Origin of the sequence: Rubrivivax rivuli (assembly GCF_004016505.1) — a bacterium.
GTDB lineage: Bacteria > Pseudomonadota > Gammaproteobacteria > Burkholderiales > Burkholderiaceae_C > Rubrivivax > Rubrivivax rivuli.
In genome coordinates this window covers 141271-160259 of the sequence record NZ_SACR01000006.1, presented here as the reverse complement: position 1 = coordinate 160259, position 18989 = coordinate 141271, and the positions used below count along the sequence as shown (strand labels likewise).

The window sequence follows — 18989 nt, the reverse complement described above, 5'->3', positions numbered from 1 at the left end:
TGCCGCCCGCCCCAGATGAGCACAGACGCCTCGCAGAAGAGTCCGGAAGCCGGCGCCCAGGATCCGCCCGGGGCGGCCTCGCCAGTAGCGGCCAGCCCTCCAGAAGCTGCAGCCGCAACGGCGCCCACCACGGTGCGCCTGGAAGGTCTGGCCGAGGCGCTGCAGCAGGCCCGCTCGGCGCTGGATTTCGTCGGCCCCGCCGGCCGCTTCCACGTCGCCAACCTGCGCATGGTGCTGCTGCGCAATGCACTCATCGTGCTGGCCATCGTGGCGGCGGCGGTGCTGCTGGGGGTGGTGGGTGTGCGCGAGGCCAGCCGCCCCACGCTGACCATCGCCGCCTTCGACGTGCCGCCCAGCCTGCAGGCGCGCGGCCTCTCGGGGCAGGTGCTGGCCAAGGCGCTGTTCGACGAGCTCATCCGCCGGCGCGAACTGGTCACCACGCTCGATGCGGGCGAACTCAAGGGCACCTGGGCCGAGAACCGGGTTGACGTGGCCATTCCGCAGGCCGGCTTCACGCTGCAGTCGGTGTTCCGCTACCTGCGCTACGCCACCGGCAACGAGACCTCGATCGACGGCGAAGTCGTGCTCGACGGCGACAACGCCACGCTCAAGGTGCGGGTGGCCGGGAAACCGCCCACGGTGGTTCAGGGCCCGCTGGCGGAGTGGGATCGGCTCGTCGGCGCCCTGGCTGGCGGTGTGCTGGAGGCCACGCATCCCGCAGTGCACGCCGCGTGGCTGGGGCAGAAGGCGCAAACACCCGCGGAGCTGGCCGCTTTGTCCCGGCACCTGCGTGCCATGCAGCGAGCCCATCCCCCGCACAGCAACGCCGTGATGTCGGTGGCCTACGACGCCTACGGCAGTGCGCTGAAGCTCCAGGGCCGCACCGACGATGCGATGGCGGCCTTTGGCGAGGCCATCGCGCTGGACCCCACGAATGGCTCGGCCGTCGTCAACATGGCCAGCGCGAAGTTCGGACTGCGTGAGTTCGAAGAGGCCGAGCGGCTGTACGCGCAGGCGCAAGCGATGCGCCTGCCAGACTTCGTGAAGCTGTCGGCACTGCGTTCACGCATCCATGGCGCCATCGACATCGGCGATTGCGACGCCGCGCGCCAGGCGCTGCGCGATGCGAAGGCTTCGCCCTTGTACGAGCCTTGGAGATTCATCAACAGCGAGGCCACCTTCATCCACCAGTGCGATCACGAAGAGGCGCGCGCGGTCGCCATGGTGGCCAGGGCATATGCGCTGCACCCTGAAGACGCCGCCTATGCGAACACCCTGTCGAAACTGAACTACGAGCGCCCCGAAGGCCGCTATCGCGAGCAAGGGTTCAAGGTCAGTCGCGAGGCGATCGCGGCGGGCATTGCGAGCGGTGCCATCTACGAGAACTTCAGGGCAGCACTGTTGGAGGCCGGTCGCTTCGACGAGGCAGCGGAGGTTCTGGCCAAGGAGGAACGTCTCTTCCGCGATCCCGCCCAGCTCGAGCTCTGGCGCAAAGGTGTGGCGGGCTGGGTTCACCTGAACCGTCGGGAATTCGCCAAGGCAGAAGAAGCCTGGGAGGCTTCGTTCGCCAAGCTTCCGCCCCGCGAGCAAGGGGAGTTCTCCGATTGGGCTCGGGTGCAGATCGGTCTGGGTCGGTTCGACCGCGCCCTGGCCATCTACCGCGACGGGCTCCAGCGCCTGCCCCGCAACTGCCGGCTCTGGCAGGAACTGGGCTCGGCCCAGGCCGCACGCGGCCGGCCCGAAGACATCACAGCGGCCTTGGCCACCTTCGACCAGGGCATCGCTGCCGTGCCCAAGTGCGGCCTGAGCTACAACGCTGCTGCGCGGCTGCTCATTGCGCAGGGCCGGCCGGCGGAAGCCAGGGCGAGGCTGGAGACCTTGATCCGACAGGCCCCGAACTCCGACGGCGCGGTGATTGCCAAGGAGTTGCTGGCCAGCCTGCCGGCCAAGCCCTGAACCTGCACGGTCTGCGGCGGGGCCGGCCCGCCCGGGCACCGGTGCATGCCCGCAAGCGCCTTGAAGGAGGACCCGCTGATGACCCCGAATCGCCGTTTCGTGTTGACTGCTCTCGCCGCGACACTGCCGAGCCTGGTGTGCGGCCCGGCCGCTGCCGCCGCCCCGCCCGGCACGCCAGCCCGCCTGGGGCAGGCGGTGAACGCCGCGCAGGCCCAGGGCTTCGCGGGCGAGGTGCTGGTGGCCGACGCCGACAGCGTGTGGTTCGAGCACGCCGTGGGCCTGGCCCGGCGCCAGCCGGATGTGGCGCACAAGACCGGCGCGGTGTGGCGCTGGGGCTCGGTGAGCAAGCAGGTGACGGTGACCATGGCCATGCAGTTGGTGGATGCCGGGCAGCTGAAGCTGGACGACACGCTCGCCGAGCGCTGGCCGGCGTTCCAGGCACCCAACGCCGCGCAGATCACCGTGCGGCACCTGATGCAGCACTTGTCTGGCCTGGCGCACCCCGACAACAGCCCCAGGGACCCCGATGGCGTGTGGTCCTTCTACCGCCGCAAGGGCCCGCCCTGGCAGCCCGACGCGCTGCGCTTCTGTGCCGGGCCGGCGACGGCCGTTCCGGGCGAGCGCTTCTACTACGGCGACTGCGACACACTGGTGCTCGCCGGCCTGCTCGAGCACCTCACTGGCCAGACCATCCCTCAGCTGATGCAGCAGCGCCTGGCGCAGCCGCTGAAGCTGCGCAGCCTGCGGCTGAACGAGGGCCGCACGCGGGCGATGGCGGTGGCGATGGACGCCCGCCGCCAGCCCGTGCCCCAGCCCGTGATGGCCACCTATGGCGCTGGCGGCGCGATGGAAGGCACGGCACGCGACCTGCTGGCCTTCAACCGCGCCCTGCTGGCCGGGCGCCTGGTCAGCGCGGCCTCGCGCCAGGCCATGTGGACCGGCGAGCCGAAGTGGGGCTATGCCGGCCTGGGGGTGTGGGCCTTCACCGCGCCCATCGCCGGCTGTGCCGAGCCCGTGGAACTGGTGGAGCGCCGCGGCTACGTGGGCGGCATCCAGGCGCGCAACATCATCGTGCCGGCGCGCGGCGTCTCGGTCGTGATGTTCAGCAACCAGGCCGACTTCGATTTCGGCGAGATCTGGCAAGGCAAGGGCTTCTCGCATGACGTTCTGGCTGCGGCGCTGTGTACTGCCGCCGAGGGCCCGGCGGCAACGCTGCCGCGGTGAGCCGAAACCCCCAGGCGCGCCGGGCGCGATACTGCGCGCCATCCTGAACCCCGGCTTCGCCCCCACCTTCCATGGAAAAGATCCTGGCCAGCATCGGCTCGCTGCTCTACGGCATGCGCTTCACGATGCTCTTCTTCTACGTCGGGCTGGTGGCCATCATCTTCGGCATCCTCGGCAAGTTCATCTTCGAGACCTACAAGCTGATGAACACGCTGCTCACGGGCAGCATCGAGAAGATCGACCTCATCATCAAGGTGCTGGAGCTGGTCGACATGACCATGGTGGCGCAGCTGGTGTGGGTGGTGGCGCTGGCGGGTGTGTCGCTGTTCGTGACCACCGGGCACTTCGACAGCAAGGACATCAAGAAACCCGACTGGCTGGACCACGTCAACACCTACAACCTCAAGCTGAAGCTGGCCTTTGCCATCATCTCGATCTCGGGCGTGCACGCGCTCAAGACCTACCTCAGCGGCGACCTGTCGCTGGAGAACACGAAGATCGTGGCCGTGATCGCGGTGATCCACTTCTCATTCGTGCTCGCGGCCATCGGCATCTCGTTCGCGGAGCGGCTCACGCGCGACCAGCACTAGTCGCACCCGGCGCGCGCCAGCTCAGATGCTGTGCGCCTCGGGCTGCGCGCCATCCAGCGCCGCCTGCACAGCCGCCCGCGTGAGCGTGGGCGCGAAGGTGCGGATGAAGTCGAAGACGTAGCCGCGCAGGTAGGCCCCGCGCTTGACGGCCACGCGCGTGGTGTTGGTGGCGAAGAGGTGGCGCGCGTCCAGCGCCACCAGGTGCCCGTCGCGCGCTTCGTCGAAGGCCACCGAGGCGATCACGCCCACGCCGATGCCGAGTTCGACATAGGTCTTGATGACGTCGGCGTCCATCGCCTGCAGCACGATGTCGGCCCGCAGACCTTCGCGCTGGAAGGCCTGGTCGATGTGGCTGCGGCCGGTGTAGCCGCTTTCGTAGGTGATCAGCGGGCACTGCGCCAGCCGCGCCAGCGTGAGCTTCTGCCCCGCCGCGGCCTCTTGCGCCAGCGCGTGGCCCGGTGGCACCACCACGGTGTGCGTCCAGCGGTAGCAGGGCAGCGTGACGAGATCGGGGAAGTCGGCCAGCGCCTCCGTGGCGATGCCCAGGTCGGCGTGGCCGTCCAGCACCATCTGCGCGATCTGCCGCGGTGAGCCCTGCTGCAGGTGCAGCACCACGCCACCGTGCTGCGCGCGGAAATCGCGCACCGCGGTGGGCAGCGCGTAGCGCGCCTGCGTGTGCGTGGCCGCCACCGTCAGCAGGCCCTGTTCGGCGCTGGCGAAGTCGGCCCCGGCGCGGCGCAGGTTCTCGGCCTCCTGCAGCAGGCGCTCGATGATGGGCAGCATGGCCTGGCCGGGTGGCGTCAGCCCCAGCAGGCGGCGTCCGGCGCGCACGAAGAGCTCGATGCCGAGTTCGTCCTCCAGCTCCTTGAGCTGGCGGCTCACGCCGGGCTGCGAGGTGTGCAGCGCCTCGGCCACCAGCGTGAGGTTGAAGCCCTGGCGCACCGTCTCGCGCACCGAGCGCAGTTGCTGGAAGTTCATGGGGTCGGTTTCATGGCAGCGCGCAACCTTCCATTATTCGGAAGCCGCGGCCGCTGCGGCCAGGAAGGTTTTCGAGTCAGCTGATGCGTTTTCCGCAGCAGGGCCCAGGCCCCACCACGGCGGCAGCAGCGCCACCACCTCGGGCCGTGTGTAGCGCTCGTCCAGCAGCCACAGCCAGCCGCGGTCTTCCGGCGTGCGCAGCACGCGGCCGGCGGCCTGCACCACCTTCTGCATCGCCGGCACGAGCTCGGGCGGACCCAGGGGCTCTGCGTCGTCGTCGGCCCCCAGCAACTGCTGCAGCCGCTCCTGCATCGCGTCTTGCTGCGGCGACACCGGCGGCAGTGCCAGCGTGGCGATGAAGGCGCCGATGAGCAGCGGGCCGGGCAGGTCCACGCCTTCGGCGAACACGCCGCCCAGCACCGCGAAGCCGATGCCCTGCCCCTGCGGCTGGAAGCGCGCCAGAAAGCCTTCGCGCGCGGCCGGGCCCATGCGGCGGTCTTGCCGCCATTGCGGGATGTCGGGCCGCAGCGCAGCCAGGCGCTCGGCGGCCTGCGCGAGGTAATCGAAGCTGCTGAAGAAGGCGAGGTAGTTGCCGGGGTGGGCATCGAACTGCCGCGCGAGCACGCCCACCAGGCGCTGCAGCGAGGCCGGGCGGTCGGCATAACGCGTGGACAGGCCCGCGGCCACGCGCACCTGCAGGTGTTCGGGCGGGAAGGCGGGCGGCACGTCGAGCCAGCCGGTGTTCTCGGGCAGGCCCAGCAGGCGCTGCGCGTAGGCCGGCGGGGCTATGGTGGCGGAGAACAGCACTGCGCTGTGCAGCGCTGCGAACCGCGGCCGCAGGAAGGGCGCCGGCGCCACGTTGTGCAGCACGATGGCAGCACGGCCGCCCTGCCCGTCGTGCGCGGTGTCAGGGTCGGTCTGCAGCGCCAGCAGCGTGTGCGGGCCCAGCGTCTCCAGCAGCCGGGCGTGGCGCTGCAGTTCGAAGTGGAAGTTCAGCAGCGGCCCGGTGGCCAGCGGCAGTTGCTGGAAGTGGTCGGCCAGCGCGCCGCTGGCCTGCTGCAGCGCCTGCACGTAATCGTCGGGCGGCTCCTTGCACACCTCGTAGGGTGTGCTGGCACTGGCCAGCCACTCGCGCGCGGCCGCGGCCAGCCGGCGCAGTGGCGCGCGCAGGGCGGCCGGGGCGGTGGCCGCGGTGTCCTGCAGCAGCGCCAGCGGCAGCTCCGCGCTGTACATCGCGCGGGTGCGCTCGACGAGGTTGTGCGCTTCGTCCACCAGCACCGCCAGCTTCCAGCCCAGGGCCTGCGCCAGGCCCCAGGCGTGGCCGTTGGGGTCGAAGAGGTGGTGCACATCGCCCACCAGCACGTCGGCCCAGCGCAGCAGCTCTTGCCCGAGGTAGTAGGGGCACAGGCCGTGGCGCAGCGCGATGCGGCGCTGCGCGGTGGCGTCCAGCCAGCCTTCTGCCACGGCCTCGGCGCGCGCGGCGGGCAGGCGGTCGTAGAAGCCCAGCGCCAGCGGGCAGGCCTGGCCGTGGCAGGCCTTGTCGGGGTGTTCGCAGGCCTGCTCTTTGGCCACCAGGCTCAGCACGCGCAGCGGCTGTGCCGGCATGGTCTCGCGCACGCTGCCCAGCGCTTCCAGCGCCGTCAGCCGCCCGGTGCCCTTGCAGGTGAGGAAGGCCAGCTTGTCCACGCCCTGCCCCGGCACGGCGCGCAGCAGCGGGAAGAGCGTGCCGATGGTCTTGCCGATGCCGGTGGGCGCCTGCGCCAGCAGCGCCTGGCCGCGCACGGTGTGGCGGTACACGGCTTCGGCCAGCAGGCGCTGACCGGGCCGCCAGCGGCCCGGTGGAAAGGACAGGGTGGCCAGTGCGGCATCACGCGCCTGGCGGTGCAGCGCTTCCTGTTCGGCCCAGGCCGCGAAGGCTGCGCAGCGTTGCTTGAAAAGCGCTTCCAGTTCGGCCGCACCAAACACCTGGCGCAGCTCGGTCTCGGTCTGCGTGAGGGTGTCGAAGTAGACGAGCGCCAGCGCCACTTCCTCGACAGCGCGCGTGCGGCAGAACAGCGCGCCATAGGTCTGCAGCTGCGCCCAGTGCAGCAGGCGGCGGTTGTCGGGGATGTCTTCGTGCCGCCCGCGCAGCGTCTTCACTTCTTCCAGCGTGCGGCGGCGCGGGTCGTAACCGTCGGCGCGGCCGCGAACGCGCAGGCCGCCTTCTTCGGCCTGCAGCGCGATTTCGGTCTCGTAGTCGGCCCCGCGCCGGCTGGCCACGGCCTGCTGGCCCTGCAGGCCTTCCAGCGCGGTGGCGCTGGGCGTGAAGCGGCGGTCGAGATCACCGTGCTTGGCCGTGAACTCGCAGAGTTCACGCACCGAGACGGTGTACCGCCAGGCGGGCGCGGGGGTTTCTTCCACCGGCATTCAGCCCCGCAGCCGCGCCTGCAGGCGCTGCAGTTCGTCACGCATGGCCTGCAAGGTGGCGGCCGGCAGGTCGCCAAAGAGCCGGGCCGCCACAGCCGCCTCGGCCTGCTCGAAGCGGCGGCAGGCCTGCAGCCCGGCCGCACTCGGGCGCAGGCAATGGCTGCGCTTGTCTTCGGGGTGGGGCTCGCGCAGCAGCAGACCCTGGTCCAGCAGCTCCTTGACGAGGCGCGCCACCTGGCCCTTGTCGCGCCCCGTGGCCTGCACCAGCGCCTGCTGCGTGAGCCCGGGCTGGCGCTGGCACAGCAGCAGCAGGCGCAAGGCCACGGGCGATCCGCTGGCCTCGGCCCCGCCGGTCAGCTCTTCACGGAAGGCCTGCTTCACGGCGCCGAACAGGCCCATCAGCTGTTGCAGCGCGGCGGTTTCGGCGGCGGGCGGCGGGGTGTTGTTGCGGGGTTTCGGCGGCTTCATGGCTGAATGGTTGACGTGGTCAACCAATCGGGCTAGATTGTTGACATTATCAACCACGCGATCACACATTGAACCCTGCAAGCTCCCTGCCGGCCCCCTCGGCCCCACCCGCCGCGGCCGATGACGCCTCGGCTTTCGTTCAGCGTGTGCGCCACGAACTCAAGCGCCGCGTGCTCACCGTCTTGCGTGTGCAGGCGCCCAGCCCGGCGGTGCGCAGCATCACGCTGGGCGGCAGCGATCTCGATGACTTCGTGAGCCTGTCCTTCGACGACCACGTCAAGCTCTTCGTGCCCCCCGCTGCCGGCATGCCTGCCGGCGCACCGCCGGTGATGCGCGACTACACCCCGCGCCACTTCGATGCCGCCGCGCGCGAACTCACCATCGACTTCGTGCTGCACGGCCACGGCCCCGCCGCCACCTGGGCGGCGCAAGCCGCGCCGGGGCAGACGGTGGCGGTGGGCGGCCCGCGCGGCTCGATGGTGCTGCGTGCCGCCCTGCCCTGGCAGTGGCTGGTGGGCGATGCCAGCGCACGCCCGGCCATCACCCGCCGGCTGGCGGAACTGCCGGCCGGCGCCGCGGCGACGGTGGTGCTCATCGAGCCCGACGCCGCCGAACGGCAGCCCCTGCCCACCGCGGCGGTGCTGCAGCTGCACTGGGTGGCCGATGCCGCTGCGGCACTGGCCCTGCTGCGCAGCCTGCCCGTGCCTGCCGGCGCGGGCTATGCGTGGTGTGCGGGCGAGGCCTCCGCCATGGCCGCTGTGCGCCAGGTTCTCGTGGCCGAGCGTGGGCTCGACACGCGTGCCGTGCGGGCCGCCGCCTACTGGAAACACGGGGCCGCGGCGCACCACGAGACGCTGCAGGCCTGAGTCGCGCCACAGCGCCCGTCCTCTGGCGGCAGCACCTGTGCAGGCATGGGCCGGCCACGCGGTCGCCGCGCCGTCGATCACAATGCCCCTCTTGCACCGCTCGCCTCCCCGCCTGATCACGCTGACGCTGCTGACCGCGTTGTCGGCGCTGACCCTGAACATGCTGCTGCCCTCGCTGCCGTCGATGGCACGCGACCTGGCGGCGCGCGAGGCGGTCACGGCGCTGGTGGTCTCGGGCTACATGCTGGCTTCGGCGGTGTGCCAACTGGTGCTGGGCCCGCTGTCCGACCGGCTCGGCCGCAGGCCGGTGATGCTGGGTGCGCTGGCGGCCTTCGCGCTGGCTTCGCTGGGCTGCATGCTGGCGCAGGACGTGGCCGTGCTGCTGGCCTGCCGCGTGATGCAGGCCGTGATCGTGGCCGGTGCGGTGGTGTCCAGCGCCACCATCCGCGATCAGCATTCGGCCGTCGATTCCGCCGCCAAGCTGAGCCTGATCGCCTCGGCCATGGCGGTGGCGCCGATGCTGGGCCCCTTGCTGGGCGGTGTGCTGGACGTCACCCTGGGTTGGCGCTCGGTGTTTGCGCTCTACGCGCTGATGGGCGCGGCCCTGTGGGTGCTGGTCTGGGCCGACATGGGCGAGACGCGCGCGCCGGGCCTGCCCGCGCCGCGCTGGGCCGACGCCGGGGCCTTGCTGCAGTCGCCACGCTACTGGGCCTACGTGCTGTGCACGGCCTTCTCGGTGGGGGCCTTCTACGTCTTCGTCACGGGCGTGCCCTACGTGGGCGCTGCGGCCTGGGGCCTGTCGCCCGCCGAGGTGGGCCTGGGCGTGGGCTCGATCACCGGTGGTTTCCTCGTGGGCGCCGCTTTCAGTGCGCGCCGTGCTCGCCGCCTTGGCACGGGCGTGCTGCTGATCTCGGGGCGGGTGGTGTCGGTGGTGGCGGTGGCGCTGGCCCTGGCCGTGTTCGCCGCCGGCATCTCGCACCCCGTGGCGCTGTTCGGGCTGACGGTTTTCGTCGGCCTGGGCAACGGGCTGACGCTGCCCAGCGCGAACGCCGGCACCCTGTCGGTGCGCCCGGCCCTGGCCGGCACGGCCGCCGGCCTGAGCGGCGCGCTGGCCATGGCGCTGGGCGCGGTGCTGAGCACGCTCACCGCCGTGGCGGTGGAGCGCTCGGCCACGCCGACGACGCTGCTGGTTTTGATCATGGGCTGCGTGCTGCTGTCGCTGGCGGCGGCGCTGGTGGCCACCCGCCTGGAGCGGGCGGCGGCGCGTGTCACGGCCTAGCAGCCCTGCCAGGACTGGGGCCGGTGCGGCGGCTCGCCGGGCCCGCCGGGGACAATCGGGTCCATGAGTGAACACATCGCCCACCGCCTGCGCAGCGCTGCCGCCGACCTGCCCGGTGAACGCGTGAGCGTGGCCACGCTGGCCGAGCTGCACGAGAGCTCCGCCAACGCCGGCTCGGCCCATGGCGCGCTGCTGCTGATGATGGCTGTGCCCTGTGTGCTGCCCATCCCCGGCACGGGCACGGTGCTGGGCCTCGGCCTGCTGGCGCTGGCCGTCGCCATCTGGCGCGGCGATCTGGCGGCCACCCTGCCGCGGCGCGTGGCCGAGTTCGAGATGTCGCGCGAGTGGGCGCAGAAGGTGCTGGGCGCGCTGGCCAGCGTCTACGGCCTGGCTTCGCGCTTTTCGCGTGAACGCCTGCAGCCGCTGGCCAGCGGTGGCGGCGGTGCGGTGCTGGCGGTGGCCGTGGCCTTGATGGCGGCGGTGCTGATCATGCCCATCCCGTTCGGCAACGTGCTGCCGGCGGTGGCGTTGGTGCTCATCGGCCTGGGGCTGGTGTTCCGCGACGGCCTGGCGGTGCTGCTGGGCCTGGGCACCGCTGCGCTCACGGTGGGCGGCCTGGTGCTGATCTCGGTGCTGGCCACCGATTGGGCGGCCAGCTGGCTGCCCCGCCTGTGGGCCTGATCGGGGCTGGAGACCGGCCTGAGCGGCCGTCGACCGCAGTGCCGAGCCGGGCTCAGCGCGCGTCGGCCGGATCGAGGTGCTCGCGCGCCGCGGCCATGCCGCGGTCGGCGGCCTCGCGCAGCCAGCGGTAGCCCTCGCGCCGGTTCTGGGGCACGCCCAGGCCGTGCTTGAGGGCCAGGCCGTAGCGCAGCATGCCGCCCCAGCGCCCGGCCTCGGCGGCCGTGCGGTTCCAGCGCGCGGCCTCGGGCAGGTCTTGCGGCACGGGGCCGCGCTCGTTGAAGAGCACGTCGCCCAGGTACTCGGCCGCCAGCACGGCGCCGGCCTGTGCGCCGGCGCGCAGCATGGCCACGCCGCGCGCGGCATCTTGTGGCACGCCCTCGCCCCACGTCAGCAGCGCGCCGTAAAGGCCCAGCGCGTCGCGCTGCTGCTGCGCGGCCGCGCGGGCCAGCCAGGTGGCGGCCTCGGCCTTGTCCTGCGGCAGGCCCGCTCCCTCGAAGAGCCGCGCGCCCAGCGCGTACTGCGCGTCGGCGTGGTTCAGGCGCCCGGCGGCGGCGCGCAACCAGGCGGTGGCCTGCGCGGGGTCGGCCGGGCCGCCTTCGCCGCGGTAGGCCATCAGCGCCGCGTTGGTCATCGCGCCGGGCTCGTCCAGGCCGGCCGCGGCCGTGAAGAGGCGCCGGGCTTCGGCCAGGTCGCGCGGGCCGCCTTCGCCCGCTGCGTGCATCTCGCCCAGTTCGGCCAGGGCCTGGGCCTGCTGCTGCGCAGCGGCCAGCGCCAGCAGGCGGCGGGCTTCGGCAGGGTCTTTCGGCCACAGGCCGCCTTGGCGGCGCTCGGAGCCGGCCAGCCACTGCGCGTGGCGTTCGCCGCCCTGCACGGCGGCATCCAGCCAGCGCCGGCCGGCGGCCGCGTCGGTGGCGATACCGCCCTCGCCCTTCAGCAGCGCCATGCCCCACTGCAATTGCGCGCGCGGCTCGCCGCCTTCGGCGCCCTTGCGCAGCCAGCGCAGGGCCTCGGCCGGCTGCGCGGGCACGCCGTGGCCGAAGAGCAGGGCTTCGCCCACCGCCGTGGCCGCGCCGGCATGCCCGGCTTCGGCCGCCTTGCGGAACCAGGCCAGCGCCTGCGCGTCGTTGCGCGCCACGCCGCCGTAGCCCCCGGTGTAGAGCAGGCGGCCGGCGTTCCACATCGCCTCGGCCTGGCCGGCGAGGGCTTCGGCGAGGATGCGCGCGGCGGTTTCGGCTTCGGTCTCGCGCACACGCACGGTGGTGGTGACACTGCTTTCGATGGCCGCCGGGCCGCCCTCGCCACCGCCGCCACCGCCGCTGAACCCCGACAAGGGGCTCACCGCGGCCCTGTCCGGGCGTGTGCTGCCGCTGGTGCTGCCGCCCGTGCTGGTGCTGCCGGGCGCGCTGTTGCGCTGGCGCAGCTCGTTCAGGCGTCGTTCGGTGCGGGCTGCGTCGTTGCGGAACTGCGTGGCCATGCGCTGGCGGTTGGCTTCGTCGGCGTCGCGCCGGTAGTAGCCGAGCCTGGACTGCGCCTGCGCTGCCAGCGGGGCGAGCAGGCTGCACACCACGCACAAGGCGCCCAGCTGCAGCAGGCGGGCGTGCCAGCCCGTCCCGAGGGCCCTTCTCATGGCCGCAGATCGGCTTCGAAGATCTGCGGCGCCACCTGGTGGAGGGGCAGGTTCAGCTCGCGCAGGATCATTTCGCGCCAGGCCCGGCCTTCCTTTTCGTCGGCCTGGTTGGCCTTGCGCACCCGGGCTGCGATCACCGTGCGCAGCTCGGGCGAAGGCTTGACGCCGAAGTCCATCATCCACACCACGTTGCCGCCCGCGCTGCCGTCGGCCGTGCGGTAGAGCGTGAAGGTGCCGCCGTTGATGCCGTCGTCCTTGTAGTTGGCCACGCGCAGCCGGCCGCCCGCGTTCTGCACGATGCGGTTGAAGGCCGCCATCACGTCCGTGGGCGAGCGGTAGCTGGCTTCGAGCAGGCGCTGCTTGGCGCCCTCGTGGCCGGCCACCATCGCGCGCACGCTCCAGTAGTGGGCCTCGTCGGGGTTCTTGGGCACGCCCTCCAGCCCCGTGGCATGGTGGCGGCCCAGGGCGTTCATCGCGAAGGCGCTGCCGCCCTTGGCCGCGCGTTGCCACCAGCGCATGGCTTCGGGCGCGTTGGCGGGTGTGGCGGTGCTGCCCGAGAAGTACATGTCACCGATCTGCGCGGCCGACCAGCTGTCGCCCTTGTCGGCGGCGCGGGTGTAGGCGGCCAGGGCCTTGGCGGCATCGGCCGTCACGCCCTCGCCCTTCTCGTACATCCAGCCGACCATGCGCACGGCCCACAGGTTGCCGGCGTCGGCCGCCTTCTCGAAGAGCGGCAGCGCGCGCGCCGGGTCCTTCTCGGCGCCATTGCCGGTGCGCAGGGCGTCGGCCAGCTCGGCCATGGCCTTGGCGTGGCCCTGGGCCACCAGCTCGTCGAGGATGGCGCGGGCTTGCGTGGTCTGGCCGGCCTTGCGCAGGGACAGGGCCTCGTCCAGGCGCTTGTCGAGCGCGGCGCTGCCCTGGGCCCAGACGGCGGGCAGCCAGAGCGCGACCGCCAGGGGGGCCAGGAGGCGGAAGAACGAGGCAGCGCGCGACGGTGCGCGCCGGGCGGCAGGCTGGGGGCTGTGCAGGCAGGTGGGCATGGCGGCGTTCTCCAAGGCAAGGGGTCCTCCCCTGCCTACGCCGCAAACGCCGCCGCCGCGTCTCACGCCCCGCACGGGCGGGGCTTCGGCAGAAGGCCGCTCAGTTCGTGCGGCCCACCGCCGCCTGGGTCAGGGGGCCGGGGGTGTAGCTGAGGAAGGTGCGCTGCACGTTCATCACCTGCACCCGGGCACCGGTGTGTGTGGCGTTCAGGCGGGGGCCCGTCCACTTCAGCACGCACTGGCCGCCGGGGCTGGTTTCGCAGCTCACGGTCTGCAGGCCCACCACGCTGGCGCCGGCATGCACCTGCAGGGTGGCCTGCACCAGTGCGCCGCCGACGTTGGCGCCGCTGGCGTCTTTCACCACCGCGGTGAACTGCGGCACCCAGTCGGCCGCGGTGGGCGCGCTGCGCACCATGCTGCCCGTGAGCGTGGCGATGCGCGCCACCGGCGCGGCCGGCCGCGCCACCTGCACGCTGCGCAGGCCGCCGCCGGTGTAGGCCAGCTCCGTGCCTTGCACGCCGGTGATGGCCAGGCCCAGCACCGGCGTCTGTGCCCAGTTCGCGGCGGCGCTGTTCAGCGCGCACAGCCCCTGGGCGTTGGTGGTGCAGGCGAACTCGCTGCTGCTGTTGGAGTAGCGCGCCGCGACGCGCGCGCCAGCCACGGGCTGGTTGTTCTGGTCCACCGCCTTCACGGTGACCGCGGCGCTCCAAAGGCCGATGGCCGGCACGCTGGTGGCCGAGACCAGGCTGCTCACCGACACGGTGCGCACGGTGGGTGCCGGGGTGGGCGTCGGCGTGGGGGTGGGCGTGCCACCCGCCGCAGCGCCATCCAGCCCGGCATACAGCAGGCCCCGTGCGGTGTTGGCCGGGGCGCCGCTCACGGCGTTGGCGGTGGCCTGGGCCAGCATCTGCTGGCGGATGGTGGCCGGGGCGGCCGCAGGGCTGGCCTGCAGCAGCAGCGCGGCGGCGCCGGCCGCGTGCGGCGCGGCCATCGAGGTGCCGTTCATCGTCACCACCGCGTTCGGCGCGGCGTGCCCGGCCGAGGCGATGCCCGCGCCCGGCGCCCACAGCGCCACGCAGGGGCCCCAGTTGGAGAAGCTGGCCTTCAGGTCGTTGCGGTCGCTGGCGGCCACGGTGACGAGGCCGGCCGCGCGCGCCGGCGATTGCGTGCAGGCGTCGACGTTGCTGTTGCCTGCCGCGGCCACCACGGTGTAGCCGGTGCTCACCAGGCGCTGCACCGCGGCGTCCAGCGTGGAGGAGGCGCTGCCACCCAGGCTGAGGTTGACCACGCCGGGCTTCACGCCGCGCGCGGCCACCCAGTCGATGCCGGCCAGGATGGCGCTGCCGCTGCCGTTGCCGCTGCAGTCCATCACGCGCACCGGCACCACGCGGGCGCCGGCGGCCACGCCCAGCGTGCTGCCGGCCGCGCTGCCGGCCACGTGCGTGCCGTGGCCGTTGCAGTCCAGCGTGCCGCGGCCGTCGTTGATGGTGCTGAAGCCGGCCACCAGGCGGCTGCCGAACTCGTTGTGCGGGCTCACGCCCGTGTCCATCACGTAGACGTTCACGCCGGCGCCGGTGAGCGTTTGGCGGAAGCTGTTGTCGAAGCTGCGTGTGCGCTGGTCGATGCGGTCCACGCCCCAGGCGCGGGCGTCGAGCGTGCGCACACCGGCGGTCTGGCCGGTCTTGAAGAGGCGGTCGGGCTCCACCGCGTCCACGCCCACGTCCTGCGCGAGCGCGTCGGCCACGGCCTGCGCCTGAGCCCAGGGCACGGTGATCACGAAACCTTCCACCGCGTGCGCGAACTGCTGGCGCACCACGGCGCCGGGCGCGGCCTGCAGCACCGAGCGCGCCATCACGGCCTGCGCGGTGCTGGCCACGGCGCTGGCCTTGGCGTTCAGGCGGGCTTCCTGCAGCGCGGCGGCGCTCGGGCTCTCGCCGGTGCTGCCGGCACCCAGCATCGTGGCGCGCTCGTTCACGGTCACCGAGGCCGGGTTCAGGCGCACGATCAGGCGCACCTCGCTGCCGTCGGCGGTGGGGTCGATCTGGCGCTGCTCGGCCTGCAGGCCGGCTTCTTCGGCCGGCGTCCACAGCGCGAAGCGGCGCATTTCGCTGCTGCCGGCCGCGCCTTGTTCGGTGGAGACAGCCACGTTGTCGGCGCCGCCACAGGCGGCCAGCAACAGCGCAGCCGCCAGGGCGGTGGACAGGCGCAGGGGGTGGGAAACAGCAGAAGTCATGGGCCGCACGCTCGCAAGGGGTCTGGGGGCGAGGGCCACGCTGGAACAGCCCTCGCGAGACCGCGGTCTCGCGCGCCGGGCAGGCCCGGCAGGCTGGCAACCCCGCTGCCATGGCACTTGCGTGCTTTAGGCCGGTGGCTTTGCGTCCCTGCCTTTCGGCAGGTTTGCCCTCAGTAGACGTGCCTGTTGCCGGGGTTCGCTCACCAGAGCCGAACCGCTGTAACAAGCAGTGACATATTGTGACTCGTTTTCGCCGGTGCCGGGTGTGCGCAATTGCCGCCGGAGCCCGCGCTTGGCGGGCGGGTGCCCTTCAGCGGTGCCGCCGCGGGACGAAGCCCGCCGCCCTCAGCCCTCGCCGCTGCCCATCAACCCAGGCAGCACGAATGCAAAGGTCGCACCGAGAGCCAGCAGCAGCAACGAGAAGCCATAGACCGCCAGCGACCAGCGCCGCGTGCGCAGGCAGGCGGCGCGAAGCTGCGGGTCCAGCGGACAGGGCGCCGTGCGGTTGCGCCACTGCAGCACGCCGCCGGCCGCCATCAGCACGCTGGCCGTGCCGAACACCCAGCCCTTGTGCTCGCTGAGCCACACGATCTGCGGCACCGCCGCCACCAGGCCCGACAGCGCTGCGCCCGCACCCAGCATCACCAGCAGCGCCGGGAGAGCGCAGCACACCAGCGTGCTGGAGCTCGCCAGCAGCGACAGCCAGGCCGACAGCGCCGATTGCCGCAGTTCGGCGCGCCCGTCGTCGCCGCGCGCGCGCGGGGCATTGGGGCCCGCTCCTGAGGGCTGCTTCACTTGCCCTTCATCTCGGCGCGGATCGCCGCCACCGTCTGCGGCACCGCCTGCGTGGAGGTGACCTCGTAGCCGGCCTCCACGATCTCGGCCTTGACCTTCGCGACGTCGATGCTCATGCCCGGCTTGGGCTGCACGGCCACCACCTTCTTGGCCAGGTTGATGTACAGCGGCCCGGTTTCGCTCATCTTGGTGAGGCGCTTCTCGATGCCCTGCGCGCAGAAGGCGCAGACCATGCCGTTGACGGCGAATTTGACGGTGCCCGCGTCGGCAGTGGGCGCGCCCGGCGCCGGGGTCTGGGCCGTCGCGGCCAGGGCGGCGGCGCCGAGAACGAGTGCGGTGAGGATCTTCTTCATGGGGTTCTTTCGGGATGGGGTCCGGGTTCAGTGGTTGAACATCAGGTTGAACATGCCGCCGTCTCGGTTGACGCCGATCTCGACGAACCAGCGGCGGTGGATGAAGCGCAGCATCGGTGTGAGCAGGGTGCTTTCCTGCATCGCGCCGGGGCTGTAGCGCGTGCGCTCGGCTTCGATCAGCAGCCACGGCTGTATGCCTTCGTACTCGGCCTCCCAGAACGAGAAGCCGGTGCGCAGGCGCGCCACGTCGTGGCGCAGCCGGCCCTCGCTGCGCAGCGCCTTGAGGCTGCCGCCGAAGTAGATGCGCGTGGTCTCGTAATCGGCCATGAAGGCTGCGGCGCCATAGGTGCCGCGGCCGCCGATCTGGCCGTGGCCGCCGGCGCGGCGCAGTTGCCCGGCCTCGCCTTGCAGCCACAGGTTGGCCTGCGCGTGCGGCAGGTTCCAGCGGTGCAGGCGGTGCGTGAGGCTCAGGCCCGCGCTTTCTCGCCGCAGGCTGGCGCCGTGGGCCACCGGCTCGTCCCAGCGGCGCAGCACGCCGCCGGGCGCCCAGGTTGGCACGAGGGCGTAGTTCGCGGCCAGGCTGCGCGTGGACGGTGTGCTGTCCACCATCAGCATCCAGCTCTCATAGGGGCCCATGGGCAGCGCCGTGGCCGGGCCGTGCAGCGCCAAGGTGGCCGCGGCCAGCAGCGCCGGCAAGCCGAGGCCGGCCAGCGCCCGGGGTAGGGAAAGGTTCATCGGGTTCCTGACGAAGGCAAAGGCAGATCACGCCGACGCAGGGCCTTGCCCCGCCGTCGGCGGCCAGGTTGCTTCGTCAGGCCCGGGGTGGACGTTCAGGCAGTGGCAGCACGGGCGGGCCGTGGCCTTGGGGCGCGGCCTCCGGGGCGCTGGTGGCGGCGCTGATGGGCCCGATGCCGGCCTCGGCCAGGCACAGGGCCGTGCCGTGGCACAGCGAGCACAGCGAGCAGCCGGTGCTCGACCCCTCGGGCGTGCTGCCCTCGTCGGCCGCCATCGCAGCGTGGCAGGGCGGCAGGACCAGTTCGCCCGCTTTGGCCAAGGGTGCAGCCGCCGCCAGGTGCATCGCCACCTCGGCCCAGCCGCGCAGAGGCAGCAGGGCCAGCAACACGCCCAGCAGCAAACCGCCCCACAGTTGGCGGCTCTGACGCAGGGTGGTGAACGACGGCATGTCTGTCTGTTCAGGGCGAGCGGCGGCAGTGTGCCCCGCTGCGGGCAGCCCTGCGCGGGCCGGGTGTTTGCAGCGGGACCGCGCCAGCAGCGCCCCTTCACGGCACCAGCGACAGGAAAAGAAAGGCCGCGAACAGCACCAGGTGCACCGCGCCCTGCATCACGTTCGTGCGGCCGGTGCCCAAAGTGATGGCGCCCACCAGGAAGGTCAGCGCCAGCAGCACCAGTTCCTTGGGCGGCAGGCCCAGCACCAGCGGCAGGTCCAGCAGCGTGGCTGTCACCACCACCGCCGGGATGGTCAGGCCGATGCTGGCCAGCGCCGAGCCCAGCGCCAGGTTCATGCTGGTCTGCAGGCGGTCGGCCAGCGCGGCGCGCACGGCGGCCCAGGTCTCGGGCAGCAGCACGAGCAGGGCGATGGCGATGCCGATCACCGTCTTGGGCGCACCGGCTGCGCTGACCGCGGCCTCGATCACCGGCGAGAGCTGCTTGGCCAGCCCCACCACCACCACCAGCGAGACCATCAGCAGCGCGAAGCTGGCCCAGGCCTGCCCGTTGCTGGGCGGCAGGGCGTGCACGTCTTCGTTGCTGGCGTTCTTCTGCGGCAGGAAGTAATCGCGGTGGCGCACGGTCTGCACGAACACGAACACCGCCCACAGCGCCAGCGACGACACCGCCACGAAGGCCAGCTGCGAGAAGGTGTAGGTGCCCACCGAAGAGCTGGTGGTGAAGGTGGGCAGCACCAGCGAGAGCCCGGCCAGGGCCACCAGCGCCGAGAGCGCCGAGTTCGTGCCCTCGAGCCGGAAGCTCTGCTCGTGGTGGCTCAGGCCGCCGGCCAGCAGGCACACGCCCACCACGCCCGTGCAGATGATCATCACCGCCGAATAGATGGTGTCGCGCGGCAGCGTGGCCTTGTCTTCGCCGCCGGCCAGCATCAGCGAGACGATGAGCGCCACCTCGATGACGGTGATGGCCACCGCCAGCACCAGCGTGCCGAAGGGCTCGCCCACGCGGTGGGCCACCACCTCGGCGTGGTGCACGGCGGCGATGACGGCGCCAATGAGCGCCACGCCGCACAGCGTGGCCAGCCAGGCGCTCAGTGGCAGGGCGAAAGTGGCGCCGAGCAAGGCGGCGCCGGCGGCAGGCAGGGCGATGAACCAGAGCGGCATGTGGGTGGGGCGGTCGTGGGACGATGGAGCGGCGCGGAATGGCCGGCCGGTGGTGATGCCGTGCCCGATCGTAGAGCGCCGTGCCGGAGCCCTTGGCGCGTCAGTGGCAACAACGCAGCGAGCGACTGTCGCTTGGGCGGGGCGG

The 18989-nt window shown here is 72.4% G+C and carries 17 protein-coding genes and 1 riboswitch; of the genes, 6 read left to right on the top strand and 11 right to left on the bottom strand.

All coding sequences use genetic code 11. The features are described 5' to 3' along the window. Nucleotides 1–15 precede the first annotated feature (15 nt). The 3 genes from EOE66_RS19255 to EOE66_RS19245 all read left to right on the top strand — a co-directional run bounded on the left by EOE66_RS19255 (nt 16) and on the right by EOE66_RS19245 (nt 3770). Nucleotides 16–1956, top strand: a complete 1941-nt coding sequence (locus tag EOE66_RS19255) for a tetratricopeptide repeat protein (RefSeq protein WP_128230368.1) — start codon at nt 16–18, stop codon at nt 1954–1956. Between the two features lie 78 nt (nt 1957–2034). Then, complete coding sequence (locus tag EOE66_RS19250) at nt 2035–3180, top strand: serine hydrolase domain-containing protein (protein ID WP_164885178.1); 1146 nt, start codon at nt 2035–2037, stop codon at nt 3178–3180. A gap of 71 nt (nt 3181–3251) precedes the next feature. Next, nucleotides 3252–3770: a YqhA family protein gene (locus EOE66_RS19245; protein WP_128230366.1), complete on the top strand. Its 519-nt coding sequence runs from the start codon at nt 3252–3254 to the stop codon at nt 3768–3770. Between the two features lie 21 nt (nt 3771–3791). Here the strand turns inward: EOE66_RS19245 and EOE66_RS19240 are convergent, their stop codons facing one another. From EOE66_RS19240 to EOE66_RS19230, 3 genes are read right to left on the bottom strand one after another with little or no spacing between them, the layout of a single operon-like run. Continuing rightward, entirely contained in the window at nt 3792–4748 is a 957-nt protein-coding gene (locus EOE66_RS19240; RefSeq protein ID WP_128230365.1) for a CysB family HTH-type transcriptional regulator, read from the bottom strand. Nucleotides 4749–4781: 33 nt separating this feature from the next. Then, nucleotides 4782–7148, bottom strand: a complete 2367-nt coding sequence (locus EOE66_RS19235) for an ATP-dependent DNA helicase (RefSeq protein WP_245479109.1) — start codon at nt 7146–7148, stop codon at nt 4782–4784. Nucleotides 7149–7154: 6 nt separating this feature from the next. Then, on the bottom strand, nt 7155–7622 hold the full coding sequence (locus EOE66_RS19230) for a MarR family winged helix-turn-helix transcriptional regulator (RefSeq protein WP_205702753.1): 468 nt from the start codon (nt 7620–7622) through the stop codon (nt 7155–7157). Between the two features lie 68 nt (nt 7623–7690). On the opposite strand from EOE66_RS19230, the gene EOE66_RS19225 reads away from it, so the two are divergent. The 3 genes from EOE66_RS19225 to EOE66_RS19215 all read left to right on the top strand — a co-directional run bounded on the left by EOE66_RS19225 (nt 7691) and on the right by EOE66_RS19215 (nt 10448). Beyond that, on the top strand, nt 7691–8488 hold the full coding sequence (locus EOE66_RS19225) for a siderophore-interacting protein (protein ID WP_310733112.1): 798 nt from the start codon (nt 7691–7693) through the stop codon (nt 8486–8488). Between the two features lie 91 nt (nt 8489–8579). Beyond that, nucleotides 8580–9767 (top strand): Bcr/CflA family efflux MFS transporter, encoded by a 1188-nt coding sequence (locus EOE66_RS19220; protein ID WP_164885177.1) that lies wholly within the window; start codon nt 8580–8582, stop codon nt 9765–9767. A gap of 63 nt (nt 9768–9830) precedes the next feature. Next, entirely contained in the window at nt 9831–10448 is a 618-nt protein-coding gene (locus EOE66_RS19215; protein ID WP_128230362.1) for an exopolysaccharide biosynthesis protein, read from the top strand. Between the two features lie 52 nt (nt 10449–10500). Here EOE66_RS19215 and EOE66_RS19210 read toward each other — a convergent pair whose 3' ends face one another. The 8 genes from EOE66_RS19210 to EOE66_RS19175 all read right to left on the bottom strand — a co-directional run bounded on the left by EOE66_RS19210 (nt 10501) and on the right by EOE66_RS19175 (nt 18844). Further along, nucleotides 10501–12075 carry a tetratricopeptide repeat protein gene (locus EOE66_RS19210; protein WP_128230361.1) on the bottom strand — a complete coding sequence of 525 codons (1575 nt, stop codon included), beginning with the start codon at nt 12073–12075 and terminating at the stop codon, nt 10501–10503. Then, entirely contained in the window at nt 12072–13115 is a 1044-nt protein-coding gene (locus EOE66_RS19205) for a tetratricopeptide repeat protein (RefSeq protein WP_128230360.1), read from the bottom strand. Before EOE66_RS19205 ends, EOE66_RS19210 begins: the two co-directional genes overlap by 4 nt. Before the next feature lie 100 nt (nt 13116–13215). Beyond that, complete coding sequence (locus tag EOE66_RS19200) at nt 13216–15348, bottom strand: S8 family peptidase (protein WP_128230359.1); 2133 nt, start codon at nt 15346–15348, stop codon at nt 13216–13218. A gap of 92 nt (nt 15349–15440) precedes the next feature. Continuing rightward, a riboswitch (cyclic di-GMP riboswitch) is annotated at nt 15441–15527 on the bottom strand. A gap of 166 nt (nt 15528–15693) precedes the next feature. Beyond that, nucleotides 15694–16143 carry a hypothetical protein gene (locus EOE66_RS19195; protein WP_245479108.1) on the bottom strand — a complete coding sequence of 150 codons (450 nt, stop codon included), beginning with the start codon at nt 16141–16143 and terminating at the stop codon, nt 15694–15696. Beyond that, nucleotides 16140–16496 (bottom strand): cation transporter, encoded by a 357-nt coding sequence (locus EOE66_RS19190; RefSeq protein ID WP_128230358.1) that lies wholly within the window; start codon nt 16494–16496, stop codon nt 16140–16142. Before EOE66_RS19190 ends, EOE66_RS19195 begins: the two co-directional genes overlap by 4 nt. Nucleotides 16497–16523: 27 nt before the next feature. Beyond that, the gene (locus tag EOE66_RS19185) at nt 16524–17231 is read right to left on the bottom strand and encodes a hypothetical protein (RefSeq protein ID WP_128230357.1); all 708 of its coding nucleotides are present in this window, start codon (nt 17229–17231) and stop codon (nt 16524–16526) included. Between the two features lie 76 nt (nt 17232–17307). Next, on the bottom strand, nt 17308–17679 hold the full coding sequence (locus EOE66_RS19180) for a hypothetical protein (protein ID WP_128230356.1): 372 nt from the start codon (nt 17677–17679) through the stop codon (nt 17308–17310). A 97-nt stretch (nt 17680–17776) separates the two neighbouring features. Beyond that, entirely contained in the window at nt 17777–18844 is a 1068-nt protein-coding gene (locus EOE66_RS19175) for a calcium:cation antiporter (RefSeq protein WP_128230355.1), read from the bottom strand. Nucleotides 18845–18989 lie beyond the last annotated feature (145 nt).

Coding starts and splice junctions, on each gene's coding strand:
- EOE66_RS19255 (WP_128230368.1), top strand. CDS start 16: ATGAGCACAGACGCCTCGCAGAAGAGTCCGGAAGCCGGCGCCCAGGAT.
- EOE66_RS19250 (WP_164885178.1), top strand. CDS start 2,035: ATGACCCCGAATCGCCGTTTCGTGTTGACTGCTCTCGCCGCGACACTG.
- EOE66_RS19245 (WP_128230366.1), top strand. CDS start 3,252: ATGGAAAAGATCCTGGCCAGCATCGGCTCGCTGCTCTACGGCATGCGC.
- EOE66_RS19240 (WP_128230365.1), bottom strand. CDS start 4,748: ATGAACTTCCAGCAACTGCGCTCGGTGCGCGAGACGGTGCGCCAGGGC.
- EOE66_RS19230 (WP_205702753.1), bottom strand. CDS start 7,622: ATGAAGCCGCCGAAACCCCGCAACAACACCCCGCCGCCCGCCGCCGAA.
- EOE66_RS19215 (WP_128230362.1), top strand. CDS start 9,831: ATGAGTGAACACATCGCCCACCGCCTGCGCAGCGCTGCCGCCGACCTG.
- EOE66_RS19210 (WP_128230361.1), bottom strand. CDS start 12,075: ATGAGAAGGGCCCTCGGGACGGGCTGGCACGCCCGCCTGCTGCAGCTG.
- EOE66_RS19205 (WP_128230360.1), bottom strand. CDS start 13,115: ATGCCCACCTGCCTGCACAGCCCCCAGCCTGCCGCCCGGCGCGCACCG.
- EOE66_RS19200 (WP_128230359.1), bottom strand. CDS start 15,348: ATGACTTCTGCTGTTTCCCACCCCCTGCGCCTGTCCACCGCCCTGGCG.
- EOE66_RS19190 (WP_128230358.1), bottom strand. CDS start 16,496: ATGAAGAAGATCCTCACCGCACTCGTTCTCGGCGCCGCCGCCCTGGCC.
- EOE66_RS19185 (WP_128230357.1), bottom strand. CDS start 17,231: ATGAACCTTTCCCTACCCCGGGCGCTGGCCGGCCTCGGCTTGCCGGCG.
- EOE66_RS19180 (WP_128230356.1), bottom strand. CDS start 17,679: ATGCCGTCGTTCACCACCCTGCGTCAGAGCCGCCAACTGTGGGGCGGT.
- EOE66_RS19175 (WP_128230355.1), bottom strand. CDS start 18,844: ATGCCGCTCTGGTTCATCGCCCTGCCTGCCGCCGGCGCCGCCTTGCTC.